Below are 17,775 nucleotides of genomic sequence, written 5' to 3'. Positions count from 1 at the left end.
CTGGGATCGCTTACGCCTCGGCCTTTTCCGGCATCATCGGCTGCGGCACCGTGCCCTCGCCCGGCTTCATCCGGAAATTATAGGTCATCAGATGCCACGGCCCCGTGGCAGGCTGACCATCAGGCATAAAGGCATCGCTACGGTTCTCGACGGTGGCGATCAGATCGTCCTTCACGCCGAACACGACATCGGAGTCGAGATATTCGTCACCCTCGATGAAGACGTGGGTAATCAGCGGCTCATAACCGGGCGCGGCGACCAGGAAATGCACATGCGCCGGACGCATCGGATGGCGTCCAGTTTTTAGCACAAGATCTCCGGCCGGACCGTCGGTCGGGATCGGATAGCTGCAGGGCAGAATGGTTCGGAAAAACAGCCGGCCATCGCTGTCGGTGATTAAGCGCGCGCGCGACGACGGGCCCTGCGTGGCATAGCTGGCCTTCTGCGAGTCGTAGAAACCCTCATCATCGGCATGCCAGATATCAACCGGCACGCCGGCCAGCGGCTTGCCATCGAGATCGGTGACGCGGCTCTGCACGAACATGCGCTCACCCGTGAGGCCCGGAGAGATATCAGCGCCATGCGCCATCACAGGATGCTCGCCGACATAGAACGGTCCGAGCACCGTCGTCTGTGTGGCCCCCTCACGCTCCCTGTGGTTGACGGCGTCGACCAGCATCGAGACGCCCAGCACGTCAGAGAGCAAGATAAACTCCTGCCGGATCGGCGTGCATTTCTGGCCCGTGCGGGTCAGGAAGTCGATTGCCACTTCCCATTCACCGAAGGTGAGATCGGTCCTGCGAACATAGTCGTGCAATGACGTCACGAGTTCTTGCAGCAGGAATTTCGTGCGCGGATCGGACGTCTTGTCGAAACTCTGGATGACGGCCGCAGTGAGTTCAGTGTCATTGAATTGGGTCATAATTCCATCCTGAGCAACGCGACGCGATTACATCTTTAAGGATACACCAAACAGAGCTTCACGTAAGCTCGCCGCGCTACAAACCCATATGGACAACCGCCGATTTTCATCCATAGAAACGAGCCGCGTCCACACATCGGAGTGATGTTGCAATGCCGTCGTCCCAAAGCCTGAGCCTTTCGTCTGCGTCACCCGAACAGGTCGGCATGTCGACCATGGCACTGGCCCGCGTCGAAGCGCATCTCAAACAGCGCTATGTCGATGCCGGCCGCCTTCCCGGCACGCGCCTGCTGGTCTATCGCCGCGGCGAAATCGTGCACAGCACGGCACAGGGCTTTGCCGATGTGGAGCGCAAAGCCCCCGTCAAGGACGATACGATCTTCCGCATCTATTCGATGACCAAGCCGATCACGACAGTGGCCTTCATGATGCTGGTGGAGGAAGGACGCGTCGCGCTCGATGAACCCGTTCATAAATATATTCCCGAATGGGCAAATCTCGGCGTATTTCAGGCTGGCGTGACGGCACCATTCCTGACGAAGCCACCGGCCCGTCCGATGCAGATCATCGACCTGCTACGTCACACATCCGGACTCACTTACGGATTCCAGCAACGCACCAATGTCGATGCCGCCTATCGTGCGCTCAAGATCGGCGAGGTCGAGAAATCCGGTACACTGACGTCAATGATTTCAGATCTCGCCAAAATCCCTCTGGAGTTCTCGCCAGGCGACGCGTGGAATTATTCGGTCTCGACCGATGTGGCCGGCTATCTCATCGAGAAGATCGCCGGGAAACCGTTCGAACAGTTTCTGCAGGAGCGCATCTTCAATCCGCTCGGCATGACTGATACCAGTTTCTTTGTGCCTTCCGACAAGGCGCATCGCTTCGCCGCCTGCTACGCCGCCGATGGCAAGGGCGGTCTCACTTTGCAGGACGATCCCGCGACGAGTTCATTCTTGTCCCCGCCGTCGATGATCTCCGGCGGAGGCGGCCTGTGTTCGACAACCGCTGACTATCTCACCTTCTGCCGCGCACTGCTCAATGGCGGCGCGCTTGGCGACGTGCGCTTGCTGTCCCCAAAGACCATCGCATTGATGACCAGCAACCATCTGCCCGGCGGCCGCGATCTCACCGAAATGTCGAAGTCGATGTTCAGCGAAGCGAGCTATGCCGGCATCGGCTTCGGACTCGGATTTTCGGTAACGATGAATCCGGCCAAGACCATGATCCCCGGCAGCGCCGGTGAGTATGCATGGGGCGGCGCGGCGAGCACGGCATTCTGGATAGATCCGGCCGAACAGCTGATCGCAATCTTTATGACGCAGCTGTTGCCATCGAGCGCCTATCCGATCCGGCGCGAGCTGCGTACCATGATCTACTCCGCGATTACCGACAGCAATGTTTAGTAACGAACGGTATGATCAATATTGCTCAGTCGGTGCGCGCCACCAGGCACCGGTCGCGCTCAGCACGAATCAAATGAAATTCTCTCTCAGTGAGAATTTGGAATGAAACTTCCGGTGCGCATGCGACGTAGCAACAACCACCCACGGAATTGTGATATTACGTCGGTGCTACATAGGAGATCGTAAAGTGCGAAATTGCAGCTGGAAATCGCATGGAATGCTGCATGCCAGAGATTTGCAGCTTACGAATGCGAACGACTCTCAGTTATCCTGCGTGCGTCAGGCAAGTCACATGTGTATAGCATGATGACCAACTTGTACTTTCGCTTCCGCTGCAAGGCCCGTATCGATAGAAATTGAGTTCCGGTATTCGTTGGAAGTTTTGCAAGCAATGCGAAGTAGCAACGGAATACCGCAAGGTTTTTTGTACGATTGGATGACCTTCGCGATTACGTGTCGATCAATTCGAGCATCGCGACGATTTCAGCCATCCCAATCGTCATGACGATGTGTATAACAGAGATGCCTTTGAAAGTTAGCTTTAAGGGCTCTCGGGCTAAGAAGCTCTAACAAGAAAATAAAACCAAACTCCCTTATTCAAACAAACTGAATGGTGACGAATGAAGCAACGTAGCGCCGGCAAACCCGACATTGAGATGGGCAAGAGGATCCGTCTGCGTCGTGTTGAGCAGAAAATTTCGCAGGCGGATTTAGGCGAGAAGCTGGGCGTCAGCTTCCAGCAGGTTCAGAAGTACGAAAAGGGTGTCAATCGCGTTGGCGCAGCGCGTCTTCAGCAGATTGCGACGGCGCTCGATGTGCCGGTCACCTTCTTCTACGATGGCGATGGCAAGAGCCGCGAAGTGGAAAGCTTGCTGTTTCTCGATAGCGCTTTCAGCCTCCGCTTGCTTCGTGCGTACAGCCGCATCAAGAGCCAGACGGTCCAGCGCCAGATGGTCGTCCTGATGGAAGCGATTGCCGACGAAGAGAAGTAATCGTCGCATGGCCGCCGGAGCGACCCGGCCGCCGATCGGCTCGATTTCAATCCCCCCTCGACACGAAAAGAACTCGCCGTAACCGCGGCGAGATTTTTGCAGGTCTGCACCTAGCGGTGGCACAGTTGTTGCTGGAATATTCGTGAACCTCAGGGGGAGCGAACCATGTCTACAGCTACGATTACCGCCGTCGAACCAATCCGCAAGCCTCTCTATCAGTCGCTCTTCGTGCAGGTGCTTGTCGCCCTGCTGCTCGGCATCGTCCTTGGCATCGCCGTGCCGGACTTCGCCGTCGGCCTGAAGGTCTTCAGCGACGCCTTCCTCAAACTCATCTCCATGATTGTGGCCCCCATCGTGTTCTGTGTGGTGGTGCATGGCATTGCGGGTGCCGGCGACCTCAAGAAGGTCGGCAGGGTTGGCGTCAAGGCGCTGATCTATTTCGAGGCCATGACCACGCTGGCGCTCGTTGTCGGCCTGGTGCTGGCCTATCTGTTCGGCCCGGGCCACGGCATGAACATCAATCCGGCCTCGCTCGACGGCAAGGCACTTACGACGGTCGCAGACAACGCGCACAAGCTGCAGGGCGGCGGCATCGGCAGTTTCCTGCTCAACATCATTCCGACCACCTCGTTTGACGCTCTGGCGCGCAACGACGTGTTGCAGGTGCTGTTCTTCGCCATCCTCTTCGGCACCAGCCTGGCGCTGGTCGGCGGCGAGAAGGGCGAGCGGATTTCGAGCTTCATCGAAGCCGTATCGACCGTTCTGTTCCGCGCCATGGGATTGATCGTTCGCCTCGCCCCGATCGGCGTGCTCGGCGCTGTCGCCTATACGGTCGGACGCTACGGTGTCGGATCGCTGAAGCAACTCGTCTCGCTGGTGGTGCTGTTCTATGTCTCGGTGGCGATCTTCGTGTTCGGCGTACTCGGCGGCGTCATGGCGCTGGCCGGACTCAACATCATCAAATTCCTGAACTACCTGCGCGAGGAACTCACCATCGTGCTCGCCACCGCGTCCTCGGATGCGGTGCTGCCACAGATCATGCGCAAGCTCGAACGGCTCGGCGTCAAGGACAACGTGGTCGGCCTCGTGATCCCGACAGGCTACTCGTTCAATCTCGATGCGTTCTCGATCTATCTGACGCTGGCCGTGGTGTTCATCGCGCAGGCCACGAATACACCGCTGTCCTTCGGCGATCTGATGCTGGTGCTGGGCGTCTCGCTGGTGACGTCGAAGGGCGCCCACGGCGTACCGGGCTCAGCGATCGTGATCCTTGCCGCGACGCTGAATGCCGTGCCGAGCATTCCCGCCATCGGCCTCGTGCTGGTGCTGTCGGTAGACTGGTTCATCGGCATGGCCCGCGCGCTTGGCAACCTGATCGGCAACTGCGTTGCCACCGTCGTGGTCGGCGCATGGGAAGGCGATCTCGACCATGCCAAGGCGAAGCGTGTGTTGGATGGTGAAGAGCTCGTGGATGTAACGGCCGGCTAATTGCCTTCGGGACAAAAAAGAAGCGGCCCGAAGGCCGCTTCTCGATATCAGAACGAATGCTTCAAGCTTACGCCGGCGTGAGGATCGCGCGGCCGACTAGCTTGCCGTCTTTCAGGTCGTTCAGAGCGGCATTGGCCTTTGCAAGCGGCATCGGGCTCGTCGGGATCGGCTGCACCTTCTTGGTGCGCACCAGCTCCAACAGTTCCTTGGTCTCGCGGAGATTGCCGACATAGCTGCCCTGGATGGTCAGCGCCTTCATGGCGATCAGCGGCAGCGCCCAGGTGGCGCCGCCACCGAACAGGCCGACCATGATCAGCTTGCCGCCCTTGGAGAGCACGTCGAAGCCGAGCTGCGTCGTTGACGGAGTGCCGACCAGATCGATCACCGACAGGATCGGCTGACCGGCAGCCTTGGCAAGCTGCTCAAGCGCGTCGGGCGCATTGCCGTCCACGGCCGCCAGAGCGCCGGCCTTGATCGCCGCTTCGCGCTTTCGCGCATCGATATCGACAACGATGGCGCCCTTGCCGTCCATCGCCTTCAACAGTTCAAGCGCCATCAGGCCGAGGCCACCGGCCCCGAAGATCACGATCGGATTGCCGAGATCGCTCTCGATCTTCTTCAGCGCGCTATAGGTGGTGACGCCCGAGCAGGCGTAGGGCGCGGCGATAACCGGATCCATGCCCTTGAGGTCGATCAGGTAGCGCGGATGCGGCACCAGGAGGTGATCCGAATAACCGCCGTCGCAATGTACGCCGAGGCAGCGCGGCGCGAGGCAGAGATTCTCGTCACCAGCAAGACAGACCGCGCATTTGCCGCAGCCGATCCACGGATAGGCCAATGCGATATCGCCAATCTTGACGCCGCCGGCTTCCTGCTGCGCATCCGGACCGAAGGCGATGACTTCGCCGACAGTCTCGTGACCCATGGTGCGCGGCAGCGTGATGCCGCGATCCTTCAGCGACAGCTTCTTACGGCCATGACCGAGTTCATAGCCGCCTTCCCAGATGTGCAGGTCGCTGTGGCAGACGCCGGCAGCCTTCACGCGGATCAGCACCTGCGTGCCGGTCGGCTGCGGGGTCTGCTCGTCGACCTCGCCGAGCGGTTCGTTGAATTCGAGAACCTTGAAGCTCTTCATTATGTTTTCTCTCCCGGTTGAAGTTTCTTGTTATCCGCAGGATGGGTCGAGCGAAGCGAAACCCATCGCATAGAACCCGATCATGATGGGTTTCGCGACGACGCTCTACCCATCCTGCAGGGTCTCAGCCATGCGCTGCGCTTGCGCTCCTGATCGCTTCCCATACCTTGATGGGCGACAGCGGCGTATTGAGCTGCGTGATGCCCAGTGGTTGCAGCGCATCCAGCACGCCATTGACGATGCAGGGCGGACCACCGATCGCGCCGGATTCGCCGCAGCCCTTCGAGCCGATCGGGTTGGTGACGCAGGGTGCCGAACCATCCAATGTCACTGACAGAGGTGGCAGGTCACCGGCGCGCGGAATGCAGTAATCCTGATAGCTGGCTGTGATGAGCTGGCCATCCTCGTCGTAATAAACGTTCTCGAACAGCGCCTGGCCAATGCCTTGCGCCACGCCGCCGTGGATCTGGCCGGTCACCAGCATCGGATTCACCGCCACGCCGACATCGTCTACCGTGGTATAGCGAACGACATTGGTGATGCCGGTCTCCGGATCGATCTCGACCTCGCAGATATGCGTGCCGTTCGGCCAGGTCGGACCATCCGCCACGCCGGTGGACTCGACGCTGAGCTGTTCGCCGTCTTCGGCTTTCGCGATCTCGAACAGGCCAACGCGCTTGTCGGTGCCGACGACAGTGAGGAAGCCTGCGGAATATTCGATGTCCTCCACCGAAGCTTCGAGCATATTGGCCGCCTTCTCGCGCGCCTTGGCGATCATGTCGGCGGCCGACACCACCGCGGCAGTGCCGCCAACGAACAGCGAACGCGAACCGACACTACCCATGCCGACGATGACGTCGGTATCGCCCTGGATCACATCGATCTTGTCGATGCCAATGCCAAGGGCTTCAGAGACGAGCTGCGAATAGGCGGTCTGCAGGCCCTGCCCCATCGCCATAGTGCCGGAATGCAGGATAACGCGGCCATTGGCCGTGGCGCGCAGACTGACCTTCTCGGTGGTGCCCGGGCCACCAGTCCATTCGATGTAGCTGGTCAGCCCGCGGCCGTAGAGAAGACCCTTCTTCTTCGCCGCCTTCTTGCGCGCGGCGAATCCGTCCCAATCCGACAATTCGGTGGCGCGGTCGAGCATGTGCGCGAAAGCGCCGCTGTCATAGGTCTGGCCGACGGCGTTCTTGTAGGGAAACTGCGTCGGCTTGATGTAATTCACCTTGCGGATGGCGCGCGGATCCATTCCCATCTGCCGTGCGGCGGCATCCATCAGACGCTCGATGATGAACACGGCTTCCGGACGTCCGGCACCGCGATAGGCGCCCACCGGCGCGGTGTTCGTGATGACCGCCTTGATATCGTAATGCACGTTCTGCAGGTCGTAGACGCCGGTCTGCACGAACGGTCCCAACACCAACGGAATGATGACAGCGGTGGCCGACATATAGGCACCAGTGCCGCCGATCGAACGGACGCGATAGGCCAAGATCCGACCCTTGGCATCGAGCGCGAGTTCTGCCGTCGACGTCAGATCGCGACCATGAGTCCCGCCAACGAATTCGTCGGTGCGATCGCCGCGCCAGCGGATCGTCTTGTTCAGCTTCACGGCTACATAGGCGACGACGCCGTCTTCCGGATACAGGCTCGTCTTCTGGCCGAAACCGCCGCCGATATCGCCCACCACCACGCGGATCGATTCCTTCGGACGCTTGAGCACCGCGTCGGCAAGGATATCGCGGGTCGATGCCGGAGTCTGCGACTGCACGTACAGTGTCAGCTTGCCGGACTTCTTGTCGACTTCAGCGATGGTCGAGCGCGGCTCCATGGCCGATGGCACGAGACGCTGACTCACGATGTCCAGCGACACCGTATGCTTGGCAGCGGCAAAAGCAGCCTCCACCTTGGCAGGATCGCCATAGCTGGTGGCTGCAACGATATTGTCCGGCGCATCCGGCCAGACCACCGCCGCACCGGGCTTCATCGCCTCGACGGGATCGACCACCGCCGGCAGGACGTCATAGCTGATGTCGATCGCCTCGGCCGCGAGCTGGGCAGCAGCGCGCGACGTAGCGACGATTGCCGCCACCGCTTCGCCAGCGAACCGCACGACCTCGTGCGCGAGCAGCCGGCGCGGCGGAAAGGTCGCCGCCGAGCCGTCGGGACGCTTGAAGATCGGCAGCGTCGGCAGCGTGCCGACATCGTCGGCCACGAGATCCGCGCCGGTATAGATCGCCTCGACGCCGGGCATCGCCTTGGCGGCGGCCACGTCAATCGCGGTGATCTTCGCATGGGCATGCGGCGAGCGCAGCAGATGCAGCCACAGCGCGCCGTCTTCCGGCTTGTCGTCGATGAATTTGCCCTGCCCGGTGAGAAGTCTTTGATCTTCAAGGCGCTTGGGAGAAAGACCGGCGCCGAAGCGCAGATTGCCGGGCAGAATGTTCATCAGACGTCCTTCAATGGCGAGCCTTACGGGCGGGCTGTATGGTTTCTAGCCCAGAAAGACCGCGTGAGCCAACAGGCCAGCCGCACAAGGCTGAGTGACAGAATGTGCATGAGCGCTGCTCGTTTGCGCGTCTGGCGGCAACGACATCGATCAGCCGACATCCCGCAAAACAGCCTCGATCACCTTGCGCTCGTCCGCGGTCAAAGCCGGCTGCGGGGCCACGGGGTCGCCGACCTCATAGCCCTGGATCGCGAGGCCCGTCTTGATGCAGGCCGCCAGATTATAGCGCGCGAAGGCCTCGTTGAGCCGCCACATCCGCCGCTGCAAGACCATGGCCTCGTCCCAGCGATGCGCCTTGCAGAGATTGTAGAGTTCGACGCTCTGCTTCGGCACGACGCAGGCCGGGCCCGCCATCCAGCCGACGCCGCCGATCAGCATGACGGCTGACGGAATATGCGCCGAGGCGGCAAACACTTTCAGTTTGTCGCCGCAGCGGTTGATGATCGACAACAGCCGGCCGGTATTGGTGGAGGCATCCTTGATATACTGGATGCGCGGATGCTCGGCGAGCCGCGCCACAACATCGAGCGTCAGATCCGAACGCTGGAATTGCGGATTGGTGTAGATCACCACGGGAATATCGACGGCATCGGCGATGGCGCGGAAGTAGGATTCGATCTGCGCATCCTTGAGCGGGAAATACGCTTCGAGAATAGCCAGGATGCCGGTGGCGCCGAGCTTCTGATACGACTTCGCCTGCGCCACCGCATCGACCGTCGAGGTCGATGCCACGCCTGCCACCACCGGCACGCGCCCGCCTGCCGCCTCGATCGTGGCCTGCACCACCGTCCTGCGCTGCTCGCGGTTGAGATAGGCGAATTCACCGGTTGAGCCGAGCGGCGTCAGGCCATGCACGCCCGCGCTGATGAGATCGCCGCACAAGCGGCCCAGCACATCGGTGCGGATACGCCCCTCGTCGTCAGCGGGCGAGACGAGATAGGGAAACACGCCGTGGAAATCTGGCATCGCATCAGGCCTTCGGCTTGAAATTCTCGATCACGCGCAGCAGCACGCGCGCACCGACCTCGACATCCGCATCGTCCACATGCTCGGCAGGATTGTGGCTGATGCCGCCACGACAGCGCACGAACAGCATCGCCACATCGGCAATATCGATCATCGCCATGCCGTCATGGCCGGCACCGCTCGGCAGCTCGAACGCGCGATAACCCTCGGCAGTAATTGCATCGGCGATCTGCTTCTGCAGCCAGGGCGCACACGGCACCGTGCGATTCTCATGGGTGATGTTGATCTGCAGATCGAGCTTGCGCGCTTTGGCGATCGACTCGATCTCACGCACCATGTCGGTGATGGCGAGCTTGCGATAGGAATCCTTTGGCGACCGGATATCCATGGTGAACGATACCAGCCCGGGAATGACATTGGTCGCACCCGGCATCGCATTGATATAACCCACGGTGCCGACAAGACCGCCGCGGTCCGACTGGCAGAACTCCTCGATCGCAACGATACATTCGGCGGCGCCCACCAGCGCATCGCGCCGCATCGCCATGGGTACCGTGCCGGCATGACCGGCCATGCCGTGCAACTCGACAGCAAGCCGCGTCGCACCCGAAATGGCAGTCACGACCCCTACCGGAAGCTTCTGCGCTTCAAGCACGGGCCCCTGCTCGATATGCAGTTCGAGATAGGCGAGCAATTCGCCGGGCGCGCGCGCTGCGGCGCCGACGTGATCGGGATCGAGGCCGAAGGTGATCATCGCCTCGCGCATCGAGACGCCCGCTTTGTCGCGGCCGCCGAGCACGCTCTCGACAAACGTCCCGGCCACCGCACGGCTGCCGAGCAGCGTCGACGCAAAGCGCACACCCTCCTCGTCAGCGAAGGCGGCGATCTCGATGGCGAAGGGCAAACGAAGGCCACGGCGGTTGAGGTCGCCGACGCAGGAAATCGCCGTGATGATCCCGAGCGGTCCGTCCCAGCGGCCTGCATCGCGCACGGTGTCGTAATGGGAGCCGAGCATCAGGCACGGCAGACCGGGCTGGTCGCCTTCATAGCGTCCGCAGACATTGCCGATCGCATCGATGCGCGCCCGCATACCGGCTGCCTGCATCCAGCCGATGATCAGTTCGGCGGCCGCACGATGTTCCGGTGTAAGGAATATTCGCGTGATGTTGTCCGGCGCTTCCGAAATAGCAGCCAGCGCGTTGATGCGTTCGACGACCTCGCCGCCGAGCGATTGGCCGGAAGCTCCGACGACTTTCTCTTCCATCGCAATCATGCTTCTTTGTTCAGACCACAGACCCGGCTGGGACTTGAACGATTTAGATCGTCAATACTAGTGCGGCCAGCGGGCCAAAGCGAATCCGCGCTCGGCCTCGCGGGAAACTAGCAGATTTCGACGCGCCGACGACAGGAGCCCCCTGATGCCAAAGCAAGACTCGTCGAGTAGGGATGAGGCCTTTCTCAGGCTTTCTTTCGACGCTGCACGCAAAGCCGTGGAGCGCGGCAACCATCCGTTCGGCGCGATCCTGGTCGATGCGCACGGCAAGGTCCTGATGGAAGCCGGTAACGCCTTCATGCCCTCTCATGACGGCACCGCCCACGCAGAGCGGCTGCTGTGCAGCGAAGCCTCGATTGCCTATGACGAGACCGAGCTAAAGACCTTCACGCTGTATTCGTCGGCAGAACCCTGCGCCATGTGCGCGGGCGCGATCTACTGGGTCGGCATTGGACGGCTGGTTTATGGGCTCGGCGAAGCAAGACTCAAGGCGATCACCGGCGCACATCCGGAGAATCCCACACTTGATTTGCCTTGCCGCAATGTCTTTGCTGCCGGGCAGAAGAGCATCGAGGTCGTCGGACCGCTGCTCGAAGACGAGGCAGCCGCTCAACACGAGAATTTCTGGGCGCAGCTGCGTTAGCGGCACGCGCGCTGGAGCTTGCAAAAAACTGAAGGCGCCGCGAGGACATCGCGACGCCATCAGCCTGGAGATTGGCTTTGGAGAATTAGCCCCGGAAGTCAGCTCAGATCAGAACTTGACGGTGACGCCGGAATAGAGCGAGTCCTCGCGGCACGATCCCGGCGCAAACGTGGTGCACGGCAGGCTGGCATTCTCATCCAAGCCGAACTTGTTCCGCCAGAGCCGATAGGCCACCCACACGTCGACATTGTGAGTGTATTTCGGTCCCCAGATCGCCTTGCTGGCGTCGAAGGTCAGACGGATCGGTTCGGCGTTGATCTCCATCTTGGTTGCCGTGCCGATGATCTGGCCGTTCTCCGAACCTTTCGGCCCGTAGAAGCCGGCCCGGCCGCTGATCGCGAAATAGTCCATGCTCGGGGGCAGGAAGCCGAGATCCATGTAGTAATTGAGTTCAACGGCCCAGGTCGGGTTGAACTGGCGGTTGCCATCGATGTTGCACGAGACGCCCGGGATTTGACCGGGAGCGCCGGCGTAACCGCACTGCGTAAAGGTGCTGCGGTTGGCGAATTCGTAATAGAACAACGGATTGACGTTGAAGAAGCCCTTGTAGGGAAGATCGAAAGCGAATTGCAGACCGGTCACGACGTCGCGCTTGGATGCGGAGAAGAACCGGTTTTCAGTGCTGCCATCCGCACCGATGACGAACGACACGTTGCGCAGCGGGCCCATCGAGAAGGCCTTGGTGTTGAAGACCTCGTTGAAGCCGATCGTGCTGCGGATCAGGCCGTAGATTTCTGTTGCGCCTTCGCAGCCCGTGATCGGACGCAGCGGATCGGCGCACGGATTAGCCGGGCTGCTCTTGCCCGCCTTCTCGAGGCCGATGTTGAAGAAGTTGGTGCCGTAGGTCCACACGTCGAAGTGGGTGAAGGCGAAGACCTGCTTGGTGGTCTTGGCGGTGACGCCGGGATCAACCGCCCCCCACTGATAGGCATAGGTGAAACGGTTATCGATCAGCAGGAAGAACGGCAGATCCGGGATCGGCTTTGCCTTGACCGGCATGGCCGCCATGTCGGCAGCGCCTGCCGAGCCTGTCGGCACCATGGCTGTTAGCGACAGCAACGTCGCGGCTGCGATTGCGCGGAAAAGATTGGCCATTGGAATTACCCCCACCTGTTGACAATGATTGCGTGCCTCTCGCGAGAGAGTTGTTGCAATCAGTCCGGGTGAGAAGCCTCAACTTTTTCCAATAGTTGCCACGGATTTCATCAGGGATGCCCAGTGAAATCAGTATTTTATGCTTGAAGCATCGTGTTTTCGGGATGGTGAAATGACACCATGCGAGCGCGTGTAAGACACGCGCTTAGAGACTGTAAAGATTGGTATTTTGCGACGTTCTGTCGCAGGTTTCCGAACGAAGCTCAGATGGTGAATTCACACTGTGATTCCGCGTTTGCACCGCAAGAAAATCACTGCCCAACTTCTCAACACACGAGAAAATCCGGATCTCGAATTCGTTGCACATGTACCAGAACTGCAACACTTCAGACCAAGTATACAATGCGAAAGTCGAATAAACGTCATTCAATCAATGAAAAGACCGAGCCTCACGCCATTGCGTCGACAGGAATCGCCCAAGAAAGCGATCCAGTCCAAAAATAAGGCAGACGCTGGCGCTTATTCGAGATTTACGCTGCATTCCAATCCGGCACACACTTGCCGCAAACCTCCTTTTCACGCGTGAGTAGCGAATGTTGGATTCGGGATCGGGACACGCGCGTTCGGGGACGGTGCTTCTGCAGACCATCGGTCTGACCAAGCGCTATGGCAGTTTCCTCGCCAATGACGCCATCGACATCGCGATCCGTCCGCAGGAGATTCACGCGCTGCTCGGCGAGAACGGCGCCGGCAAATCCACGCTCGTCAAAACCATCTACGGCCTGATCCAGCCGAGCGAAGGCGAGATGCTCTGGCAGGGCGAGAAGATGGTCCTCGCCGGCCCGCATGATGCGCGCGCGCGCGGCATCGGCATGGTGTTCCAGCATTTCTCGCTGTTCGACAATCTCACTGTCGCCGAGAACGTTGCCCTTGGCCTCGACGGCAAGGAATCCTTCAAAGCGATGTCGGCGCGGCTCGAACAGGTGTCGCAGCAATATGGTCTGCCGCTCGATCCGAAGCGCGAGGTCTGGCAACTCTCGGTCGGCGAACGTCAGCGCATCGAGATCGTGCGCGTGCTGATGCAGAATCCGAAATTCCTGATCCTCGACGAGCCCACCGCCGTGCTGACACCGCAGGAGGCCGATCAGCTCTTCGTCGTGCTGGAGCGCCTGAAGTCGGAAGGCCGCGCGATCCTTTACATCAGCCACAAGCTCGACGAGGTGAAGCGGCTCTGCGACACCGCCACGATCCTGCGCGGCGGCAAGAAGATCTCGACCTGTCTGCCGCGCGAAGAAACTGCCGCATCACTGGCGCGCATGATGGTCGGCACCGAGATCAAGCAGGTGAAAGCCGCCGCCAACCGGCAGACGACGGTGCCACGGCTCGTGGTCAATGATCTCAGCCTCGCGCCCGACGAACCACATGGCGTGCATCTGAAAAACATCTCGCTGGAGCTGAAGGGCGGCGAGATCCTGGGGATCGCTGGCGTCGCCGGCAATGGGCAGGACGAGTTCTTCGCGGCGCTCTCCGGCGAGCGTCTCGCCAAAGATCCCGGCACCATTGTCATCGACGGTCACGCAGCCGGACATCTGTCGATCACCGCGCGCCGCAAGCTCGGCGCCGCCTTCGTGCCCGAAGAACGGCTCGGCCACGGCACCGCGCCGCGCATGCGCCTGTCGGAGAACGCGCTGCTCACCGGCCACGCCGCATCCGGCATGGTGCACAACGGTTTCATCAATACGGCGGCAACGCTCGCGACCGTCGACCGCGCCACCGCGAGCTTCGACGTGCGCAAGGCCAAGCGCGATCCGGAAGCCGCCAGCCTTTCCGGCGGCAACCTGCAGAAATTCATCGTCGGCCGCGAGATTTTGCGTAATCCCATCGTGCTCGTGGTCAGCCAGCCGACATGGGGCGTCGATGCCGGCGCCGCCGCCGTCATCCGTCAGGCGCTGCTCGATCTTGCCGCTGCGGGCGCGGCCATCCTTGTCACCAGCCAGGACCTTGACGAACTCGCTGATATCGCCGACCGCATCGCTGTGATGTTCCACGGTCACCTGTCCGAGCCGTTAATGACGGCGGATGCCGACAGGGAAACGCTGGGCCTGTTGATGGGCGGCAGCGCACTCACGCCAAAGGACGTGCCCGATGCAGTTGGTGCTTGAGAAGCGCGCGGAGCGATCGACCATCATCGCGCTGGTATCGCCTGTTATCGCCATCGGGCTGACCATCGTAACCATGAGCATCCTGTTCGTGATCATCGGCAAGAATCCGATCGCGGCGCTCAACGTCTATTTCATCACGCCGCTCACCGACGCCTATTCGCTGCAGGAGCTGGCGGTGAAGGCGGCGCCGCTGGTGATGATCGCCATCGGCCTGTCGCTTTGTTACCTCGCCAATGTCTGGAATATCGGCGCGGAGGGACAGTTCCTCGTCGGTGCCGTGGCGGGCAGTTGGCTTGCGGTGAAGACCAACGGCACCGATGCCGGCGTCTGGGTCTTGCCGGCGATGCTGCTGCTCGGTGCCATCGCGGGCGCGCTCTATGCGTTGATCCCGGCCTTCTGCAAGGTGCGCTTCGGCGCCAGCGAAATTCTGGTCAGCCTGATGCTGGTCTATGTGGCCGACCTGCTGCTCGATTATCTCGTCCGCGGCCCGTGGCGCGATCCCAAAGGGTTCAACTTCCCGACCACGGCCGAATTCGATCCGGTCGCCACCGTGCCCCTGCTGTTCGAGGGTGGACGGCTGCATCTCGGCGCGGTCATCGCGCTGGTGATCGTTGTTGCCGCTGCGGTCCTGCTCGGCCGCACTATCAAGGGTTTTGAAATCCGCGTGGTCGGCGCGGCACCGCGGGCGGCGCGCTTCGGCGGCTTCTCATCCAACCAGCTCGTGCTGCTGACTTTCGCAATTTCCGGCGCGCTGGCCGGCCTCGCGGGGATCATCGAGGTCGCCGGCCCCGTTGGTCATCTGCAGCCCGGCATCTCGCCCGGCTATGGCTTCACCGCGATCATCGTTGCATTTCTCGGACGGCTCAACCCGGTTGGAATACTAATTGCAGGGCTTTTCCTGGCGCTGACATTTATCGGCGGGGAGCAAGCGCAGATCGCCATGAAGATCCCACTCGATATCACCAAGGTGTTTCAGGGCATCCTGCTGTTCTATGTGCTCGCCTGCGACAGCCTGATCCTGTACCGGATCAAGCTCATCATGCCGCAGCGGAAGGTCGCCGATGGAGCTGCTTGAAGCCATCATCCTTGCCGTACTCGCGGCGTCGACACCGCTGCTGCTCGCCGCCTCTGGCGAGTTGCTGGTGGAGCGCGCTGGCGTGCTCAATCTCGGCGTCGAAGGCATGATGATCGTCGGCGCCGCCTGCGGCTTTGCCGGCGCCTGGGCCACCGGCTCGACCTTCATCGGAGCGCTGTGCGGCATTCTCGCCGGCGTCGCGCTATCGCTGGTGTTTGCACTGATGACGCTCGGCCTCGCCGTCAATCAGGTCGCCACCGGTCTCGCGCTGACCATCCTGGGCATCGGCGTGTCCGGCCTGATCGGTGCCGGCTTTGTCGGCGAACGCATCAGCACAGCGCCACGTCTGTATATTCCCGGCCTGACCACGCTCCCCTTCGTCGGCAAGATCCTGTTCGGTGAAGATGCCTTCGTCTACGTCTCGCTCGCGCTGATCATCGGAATGTCCTGGTTCCTCTATCGCACCCGGGCGGGGCTGGTCCTCCGCGCCATCGGCGACAATCACGTCTCCGCCCATGCGCTCGGTTATCCCGTGCTCAAGATCCGCATGTTCGCCGTGATGTTCGGCGGCGGCTGCGCGGGTCTGGCCGGCGCCTATCTGCCGCTGGCCTATACGCCGTTCTTCGTACCCGGCATGACCGCCGGCCGCGGCTGGATCGCGCTGGCGCTGGTGGTATTCGCCTCATGGCTGCCGGGGCGCCTCGTGATCGGCGCCTATCTGTTCGGCGCGGTCTCGATCTTGCAACTTCATGCGCAGGGCTGGGGCGTCGGCGTGCCCTCGCAACTAATGTCCGCACTGCCCTATCTCGCAACCGTCGTCGTGCTGGTGCTGATCTCGCGCACCCGCAGCGGCGGCTCCACGGCGCCGGCAGCATTGGGCACGGTATTCGTGCCCGACCGCTAAAGACATTCTCGCAAGACTATCTCGCAAACAGGAGACGCGTATGAACAGGAAAGCACTTGCAGCCGCCGCCCTACTGCTGGCCACCGGCCTCGGATTGGGTGCAGCCGTCGCCGCCGACAAGCTGAAAGTCGGCTTCGTCTATATCGGCCCGGTCGGAGATTTCGGCTGGACCTATCAGCACGAAGTCGGCCGCCAGATGATCGTCAAGGAATTTGGCGACAAGATCGAGACCACCTATCTCGAAAACGTCAGCGAAGGCCCGGACTCCGAGCGCTCCATCGAACAGCTCGCGCGCGCCGGCAATCAGCTGATCTTCACGACATCGTTCGGCTATATGGACCCGACGCTCAAAGTCGCCAAGCGCAATCCCAAGGTGATGTTCGAACACGCCACCGGCTTCAAGCGCGACAAGAACATGTCGAGCTATTCCGGCCGCTTCTTCGAAGGCCGCTACATCCAGGGCCTGATCGCCGCCAAGATGTCGAAGAAGGGCGTGCTCGGCTATATCGGCTCGTTCCCGATCCCGGAAGTGATCTCCGGCATCAATGCCACCATGCTCGCCGCGCAGAAGATCAATCCGGACATCAAGATCAAGATCATCTGGGTCAACACCTGGTTCGATCCCGGCAAGGAAGCCGATGCCGCCAAGGCGCTGCTCGATCAGGGCGCCGACGTGATCATGCAGCACACGGACTCGCCGGCGGCCATGCAGGTCGCCTCCGAACGCGGCGCCCTCGCCTTCGGCCAGGACTCCGACATGATCAAGTTCGGCCCGAAGACGCAGCTCACTGCGGTCACCAACAACTGGGGCCCGTATTACGTCGAGCGCGTCAAGGCGGCCCTCGATGGCACCTGGAAGTCGGAAGACACCTGGGCCGGCCTGAAAGAGAAGATGGTCGTGATGGCGCCCTATACCAACATGCCGGATGACGTGAAGAAGATGGCGATGGACACCGAAGCCGCCATCATCGCCGGCACGCTGAAGCCGTTCAAATGCCCGATCATGGGACAGGACGGCAAGGAAGTGGAATGCAAGGGCGGCGACGCGCTGGACCCCGGCCAGGTGCTCGGCATGAACTTCTATGTGAAGGGTATCGACGACAAGATCCCGGGCAAGTAGGCACCGCCGGTCCTCTCGC

At 61.2% G+C, this 17,775-nt stretch carries 14 protein-coding genes; 8 read left to right on the top strand and 6 right to left on the bottom strand.

From position 1 onward, the window contains the following. Positions 1 to 10: 10 nt before the first annotated feature. A complete protein-coding gene (locus AB7951_RS06460; RefSeq protein ID WP_120291461.1) occupies positions 11 to 922 on the bottom strand; it encodes an intradiol ring-cleavage dioxygenase in 912 nt (303 codons plus the stop codon). Positions 923 to 1,074: 152 nt separating this feature from the next. Here AB7951_RS06460 and AB7951_RS06455 point away from each other — a divergent pair, with 152 nt between their 5' ends. From AB7951_RS06455 to AB7951_RS06445, 3 genes are all read left to right on the top strand, one after another. Continuing rightward, positions 1,075 to 2,331, top strand: coding sequence for a serine hydrolase domain-containing protein (locus AB7951_RS06455; RefSeq protein ID WP_120291463.1), 1,257 nt, complete (start codon positions 1,075 to 1,077; stop codon positions 2,329 to 2,331). A gap of 620 nt (positions 2,332 to 2,951) precedes the next feature. Then, complete coding sequence (locus AB7951_RS06450; RefSeq protein WP_089265251.1) at positions 2,952 to 3,323, top strand: helix-turn-helix domain-containing protein; 372 nt, start codon at positions 2,952 to 2,954, stop codon at positions 3,321 to 3,323. Between the two features lie 165 nt (positions 3,324 to 3,488). Then, the gene (locus AB7951_RS06445; protein WP_120291465.1) at positions 3,489 to 4,811 is read left to right on the top strand and encodes a dicarboxylate/amino acid:cation symporter; all 1,323 of its coding nucleotides are present in this window, start codon (positions 3,489 to 3,491) and stop codon (positions 4,809 to 4,811) included. A 67-nt stretch (positions 4,812 to 4,878) separates the two neighbouring features. Here AB7951_RS06445 and AB7951_RS06440 read toward each other — a convergent pair whose 3' ends face one another. From AB7951_RS06440 to AB7951_RS06425, 4 genes are all read right to left on the bottom strand, one after another. After that, positions 4,879 to 5,946 (bottom strand): alcohol dehydrogenase, encoded by a 1,068-nt coding sequence (locus AB7951_RS06440; RefSeq protein ID WP_120291467.1) that lies wholly within the window; start codon positions 5,944 to 5,946, stop codon positions 4,879 to 4,881. Positions 5,947 to 6,070: 124 nt separating this feature from the next. Then, a complete protein-coding gene (locus AB7951_RS06435; protein ID WP_120291469.1) occupies positions 6,071 to 8,398 on the bottom strand; it encodes a xanthine dehydrogenase family protein molybdopterin-binding subunit in 2,328 nt (775 codons plus the stop codon). 150 nt (positions 8,399 to 8,548) lie between these two features. Then, positions 8,549 to 9,424: a dihydrodipicolinate synthase family protein gene (locus AB7951_RS06430; protein ID WP_120291471.1), complete on the bottom strand. Its 876-nt coding sequence runs from the start codon at positions 9,422 to 9,424 to the stop codon at positions 8,549 to 8,551. Between the two features lie 4 nt (positions 9,425 to 9,428). Then, positions 9,429 to 10,697 carry an allantoate amidohydrolase gene (locus AB7951_RS06425; RefSeq protein ID WP_120291473.1) on the bottom strand — a complete coding sequence of 423 codons (1,269 nt, stop codon included), beginning with the start codon at positions 10,695 to 10,697 and terminating at the stop codon, positions 9,429 to 9,431. 145 nt (positions 10,698 to 10,842) lie between these two features. Between AB7951_RS06425 and AB7951_RS06420 the strand changes: the two genes are divergently transcribed. Continuing rightward, positions 10,843 to 11,340 (top strand): nucleoside deaminase, encoded by a 498-nt coding sequence (locus AB7951_RS06420; protein WP_120291475.1) that lies wholly within the window; start codon positions 10,843 to 10,845, stop codon positions 11,338 to 11,340. Positions 11,341 to 11,448: 108 nt separating this feature from the next. Here the strand turns inward: AB7951_RS06420 and AB7951_RS06415 are convergent, their stop codons facing one another. Continuing rightward, positions 11,449 to 12,495 carry a hypothetical protein gene (locus AB7951_RS06415; protein WP_120291477.1) on the bottom strand — a complete coding sequence of 349 codons (1,047 nt, stop codon included), beginning with the start codon at positions 12,493 to 12,495 and terminating at the stop codon, positions 11,449 to 11,451. 593 nt (positions 12,496 to 13,088) lie between these two features. On the opposite strand from AB7951_RS06415, the gene AB7951_RS06410 reads away from it, so the two are divergent. Genes AB7951_RS06410 through AB7951_RS06395 form a run of 4 tightly spaced genes read left to right on the top strand, consistent with a single transcriptional unit; the run spans position 13,089 to position 17,756 of the window. Continuing rightward, positions 13,089 to 14,657 (top strand): ABC transporter ATP-binding protein, encoded by a 1,569-nt coding sequence (locus tag AB7951_RS06410; RefSeq protein WP_089265259.1) that lies wholly within the window; start codon positions 13,089 to 13,091, stop codon positions 14,655 to 14,657. Beyond that, positions 14,641 to 15,732, top strand: a complete 1,092-nt coding sequence (locus tag AB7951_RS06405) for an ABC transporter permease (RefSeq protein ID WP_120291479.1) — start codon at positions 14,641 to 14,643, stop codon at positions 15,730 to 15,732. The genes AB7951_RS06410 and AB7951_RS06405 overlap by 17 nt, the downstream gene beginning before the upstream one ends. Continuing rightward, on the top strand, positions 15,719 to 16,636 hold the full coding sequence (locus tag AB7951_RS06400; protein ID WP_120291481.1) for an ABC transporter permease: 918 nt from the start codon (positions 15,719 to 15,721) through the stop codon (positions 16,634 to 16,636). The genes AB7951_RS06405 and AB7951_RS06400 overlap by 14 nt, the downstream gene beginning before the upstream one ends. Before the next feature lie 40 nt (positions 16,637 to 16,676). Next, on the top strand, positions 16,677 to 17,756 hold the full coding sequence (locus tag AB7951_RS06395) for a BMP family ABC transporter substrate-binding protein (protein WP_120291483.1): 1,080 nt from the start codon (positions 16,677 to 16,679) through the stop codon (positions 17,754 to 17,756). Positions 17,757 to 17,775: the final 19 nt, after the last annotated feature.

The organism is Tardiphaga sp. 285_C5_N1_2 (assembly GCF_052076065.1).
Taxonomy (GTDB): Bacteria; Pseudomonadota; Alphaproteobacteria; order Rhizobiales; family Xanthobacteraceae; genus Tardiphaga; species Tardiphaga robiniae.
The sequence above is the reverse complement of the archived record's forward strand: the minus strand, read 5'-3'. Positions and strand labels throughout refer to the sequence as shown.

Bases quoted from the DNA above. Each gene is read 5' to 3' on its own strand.
- AB7951_RS06420 (WP_120291475.1), top strand. From the start codon at position 10,843: ATGCCAAAGCAAGACTCGTCGAGTAGGGATGAGGCCTTTCTCAGGCTT.
- AB7951_RS06435 (WP_120291469.1), bottom strand. From the start codon at position 8,398: ATGAACATTCTGCCCGGCAATCTGCGCTTCGGCGCCGGTCTTTCTCCC.
- AB7951_RS06460 (WP_120291461.1), bottom strand. From the start codon at position 922: ATGACCCAATTCAATGACACTGAACTCACTGCGGCCGTCATCCAGAGT.
- AB7951_RS06425 (WP_120291473.1), bottom strand. From the start codon at position 10,697: ATGATTGCGATGGAAGAGAAAGTCGTCGGAGCTTCCGGCCAATCGCTC.
- AB7951_RS06445 (WP_120291465.1), top strand. From the start codon at position 3,489: ATGTCTACAGCTACGATTACCGCCGTCGAACCAATCCGCAAGCCTCTC.
- AB7951_RS06440 (WP_120291467.1), bottom strand. From the start codon at position 5,946: ATGAAGAGCTTCAAGGTTCTCGAATTCAACGAACCGCTCGGCGAGGTC.
- AB7951_RS06395 (WP_120291483.1), top strand. From the start codon at position 16,677: ATGAACAGGAAAGCACTTGCAGCCGCCGCCCTACTGCTGGCCACCGGC.
- AB7951_RS06430 (WP_120291471.1), bottom strand. From the start codon at position 9,424: ATGCCAGATTTCCACGGCGTGTTTCCCTATCTCGTCTCGCCCGCTGAC.
- AB7951_RS06405 (WP_120291479.1), top strand. From the start codon at position 14,641: ATGCAGTTGGTGCTTGAGAAGCGCGCGGAGCGATCGACCATCATCGCG.
- AB7951_RS06450 (WP_089265251.1), top strand. From the start codon at position 2,952: ATGAAGCAACGTAGCGCCGGCAAACCCGACATTGAGATGGGCAAGAGG.
- AB7951_RS06410 (WP_089265259.1), top strand. From the start codon at position 13,089: ATGTTGGATTCGGGATCGGGACACGCGCGTTCGGGGACGGTGCTTCTG.
- AB7951_RS06415 (WP_120291477.1), bottom strand. From the start codon at position 12,495: ATGGCCAATCTTTTCCGCGCAATCGCAGCCGCGACGTTGCTGTCGCTA.
- AB7951_RS06400 (WP_120291481.1), top strand. From the start codon at position 15,719: ATGGAGCTGCTTGAAGCCATCATCCTTGCCGTACTCGCGGCGTCGACA.
- AB7951_RS06455 (WP_120291463.1), top strand. From the start codon at position 1,075: ATGCCGTCGTCCCAAAGCCTGAGCCTTTCGTCTGCGTCACCCGAACAG.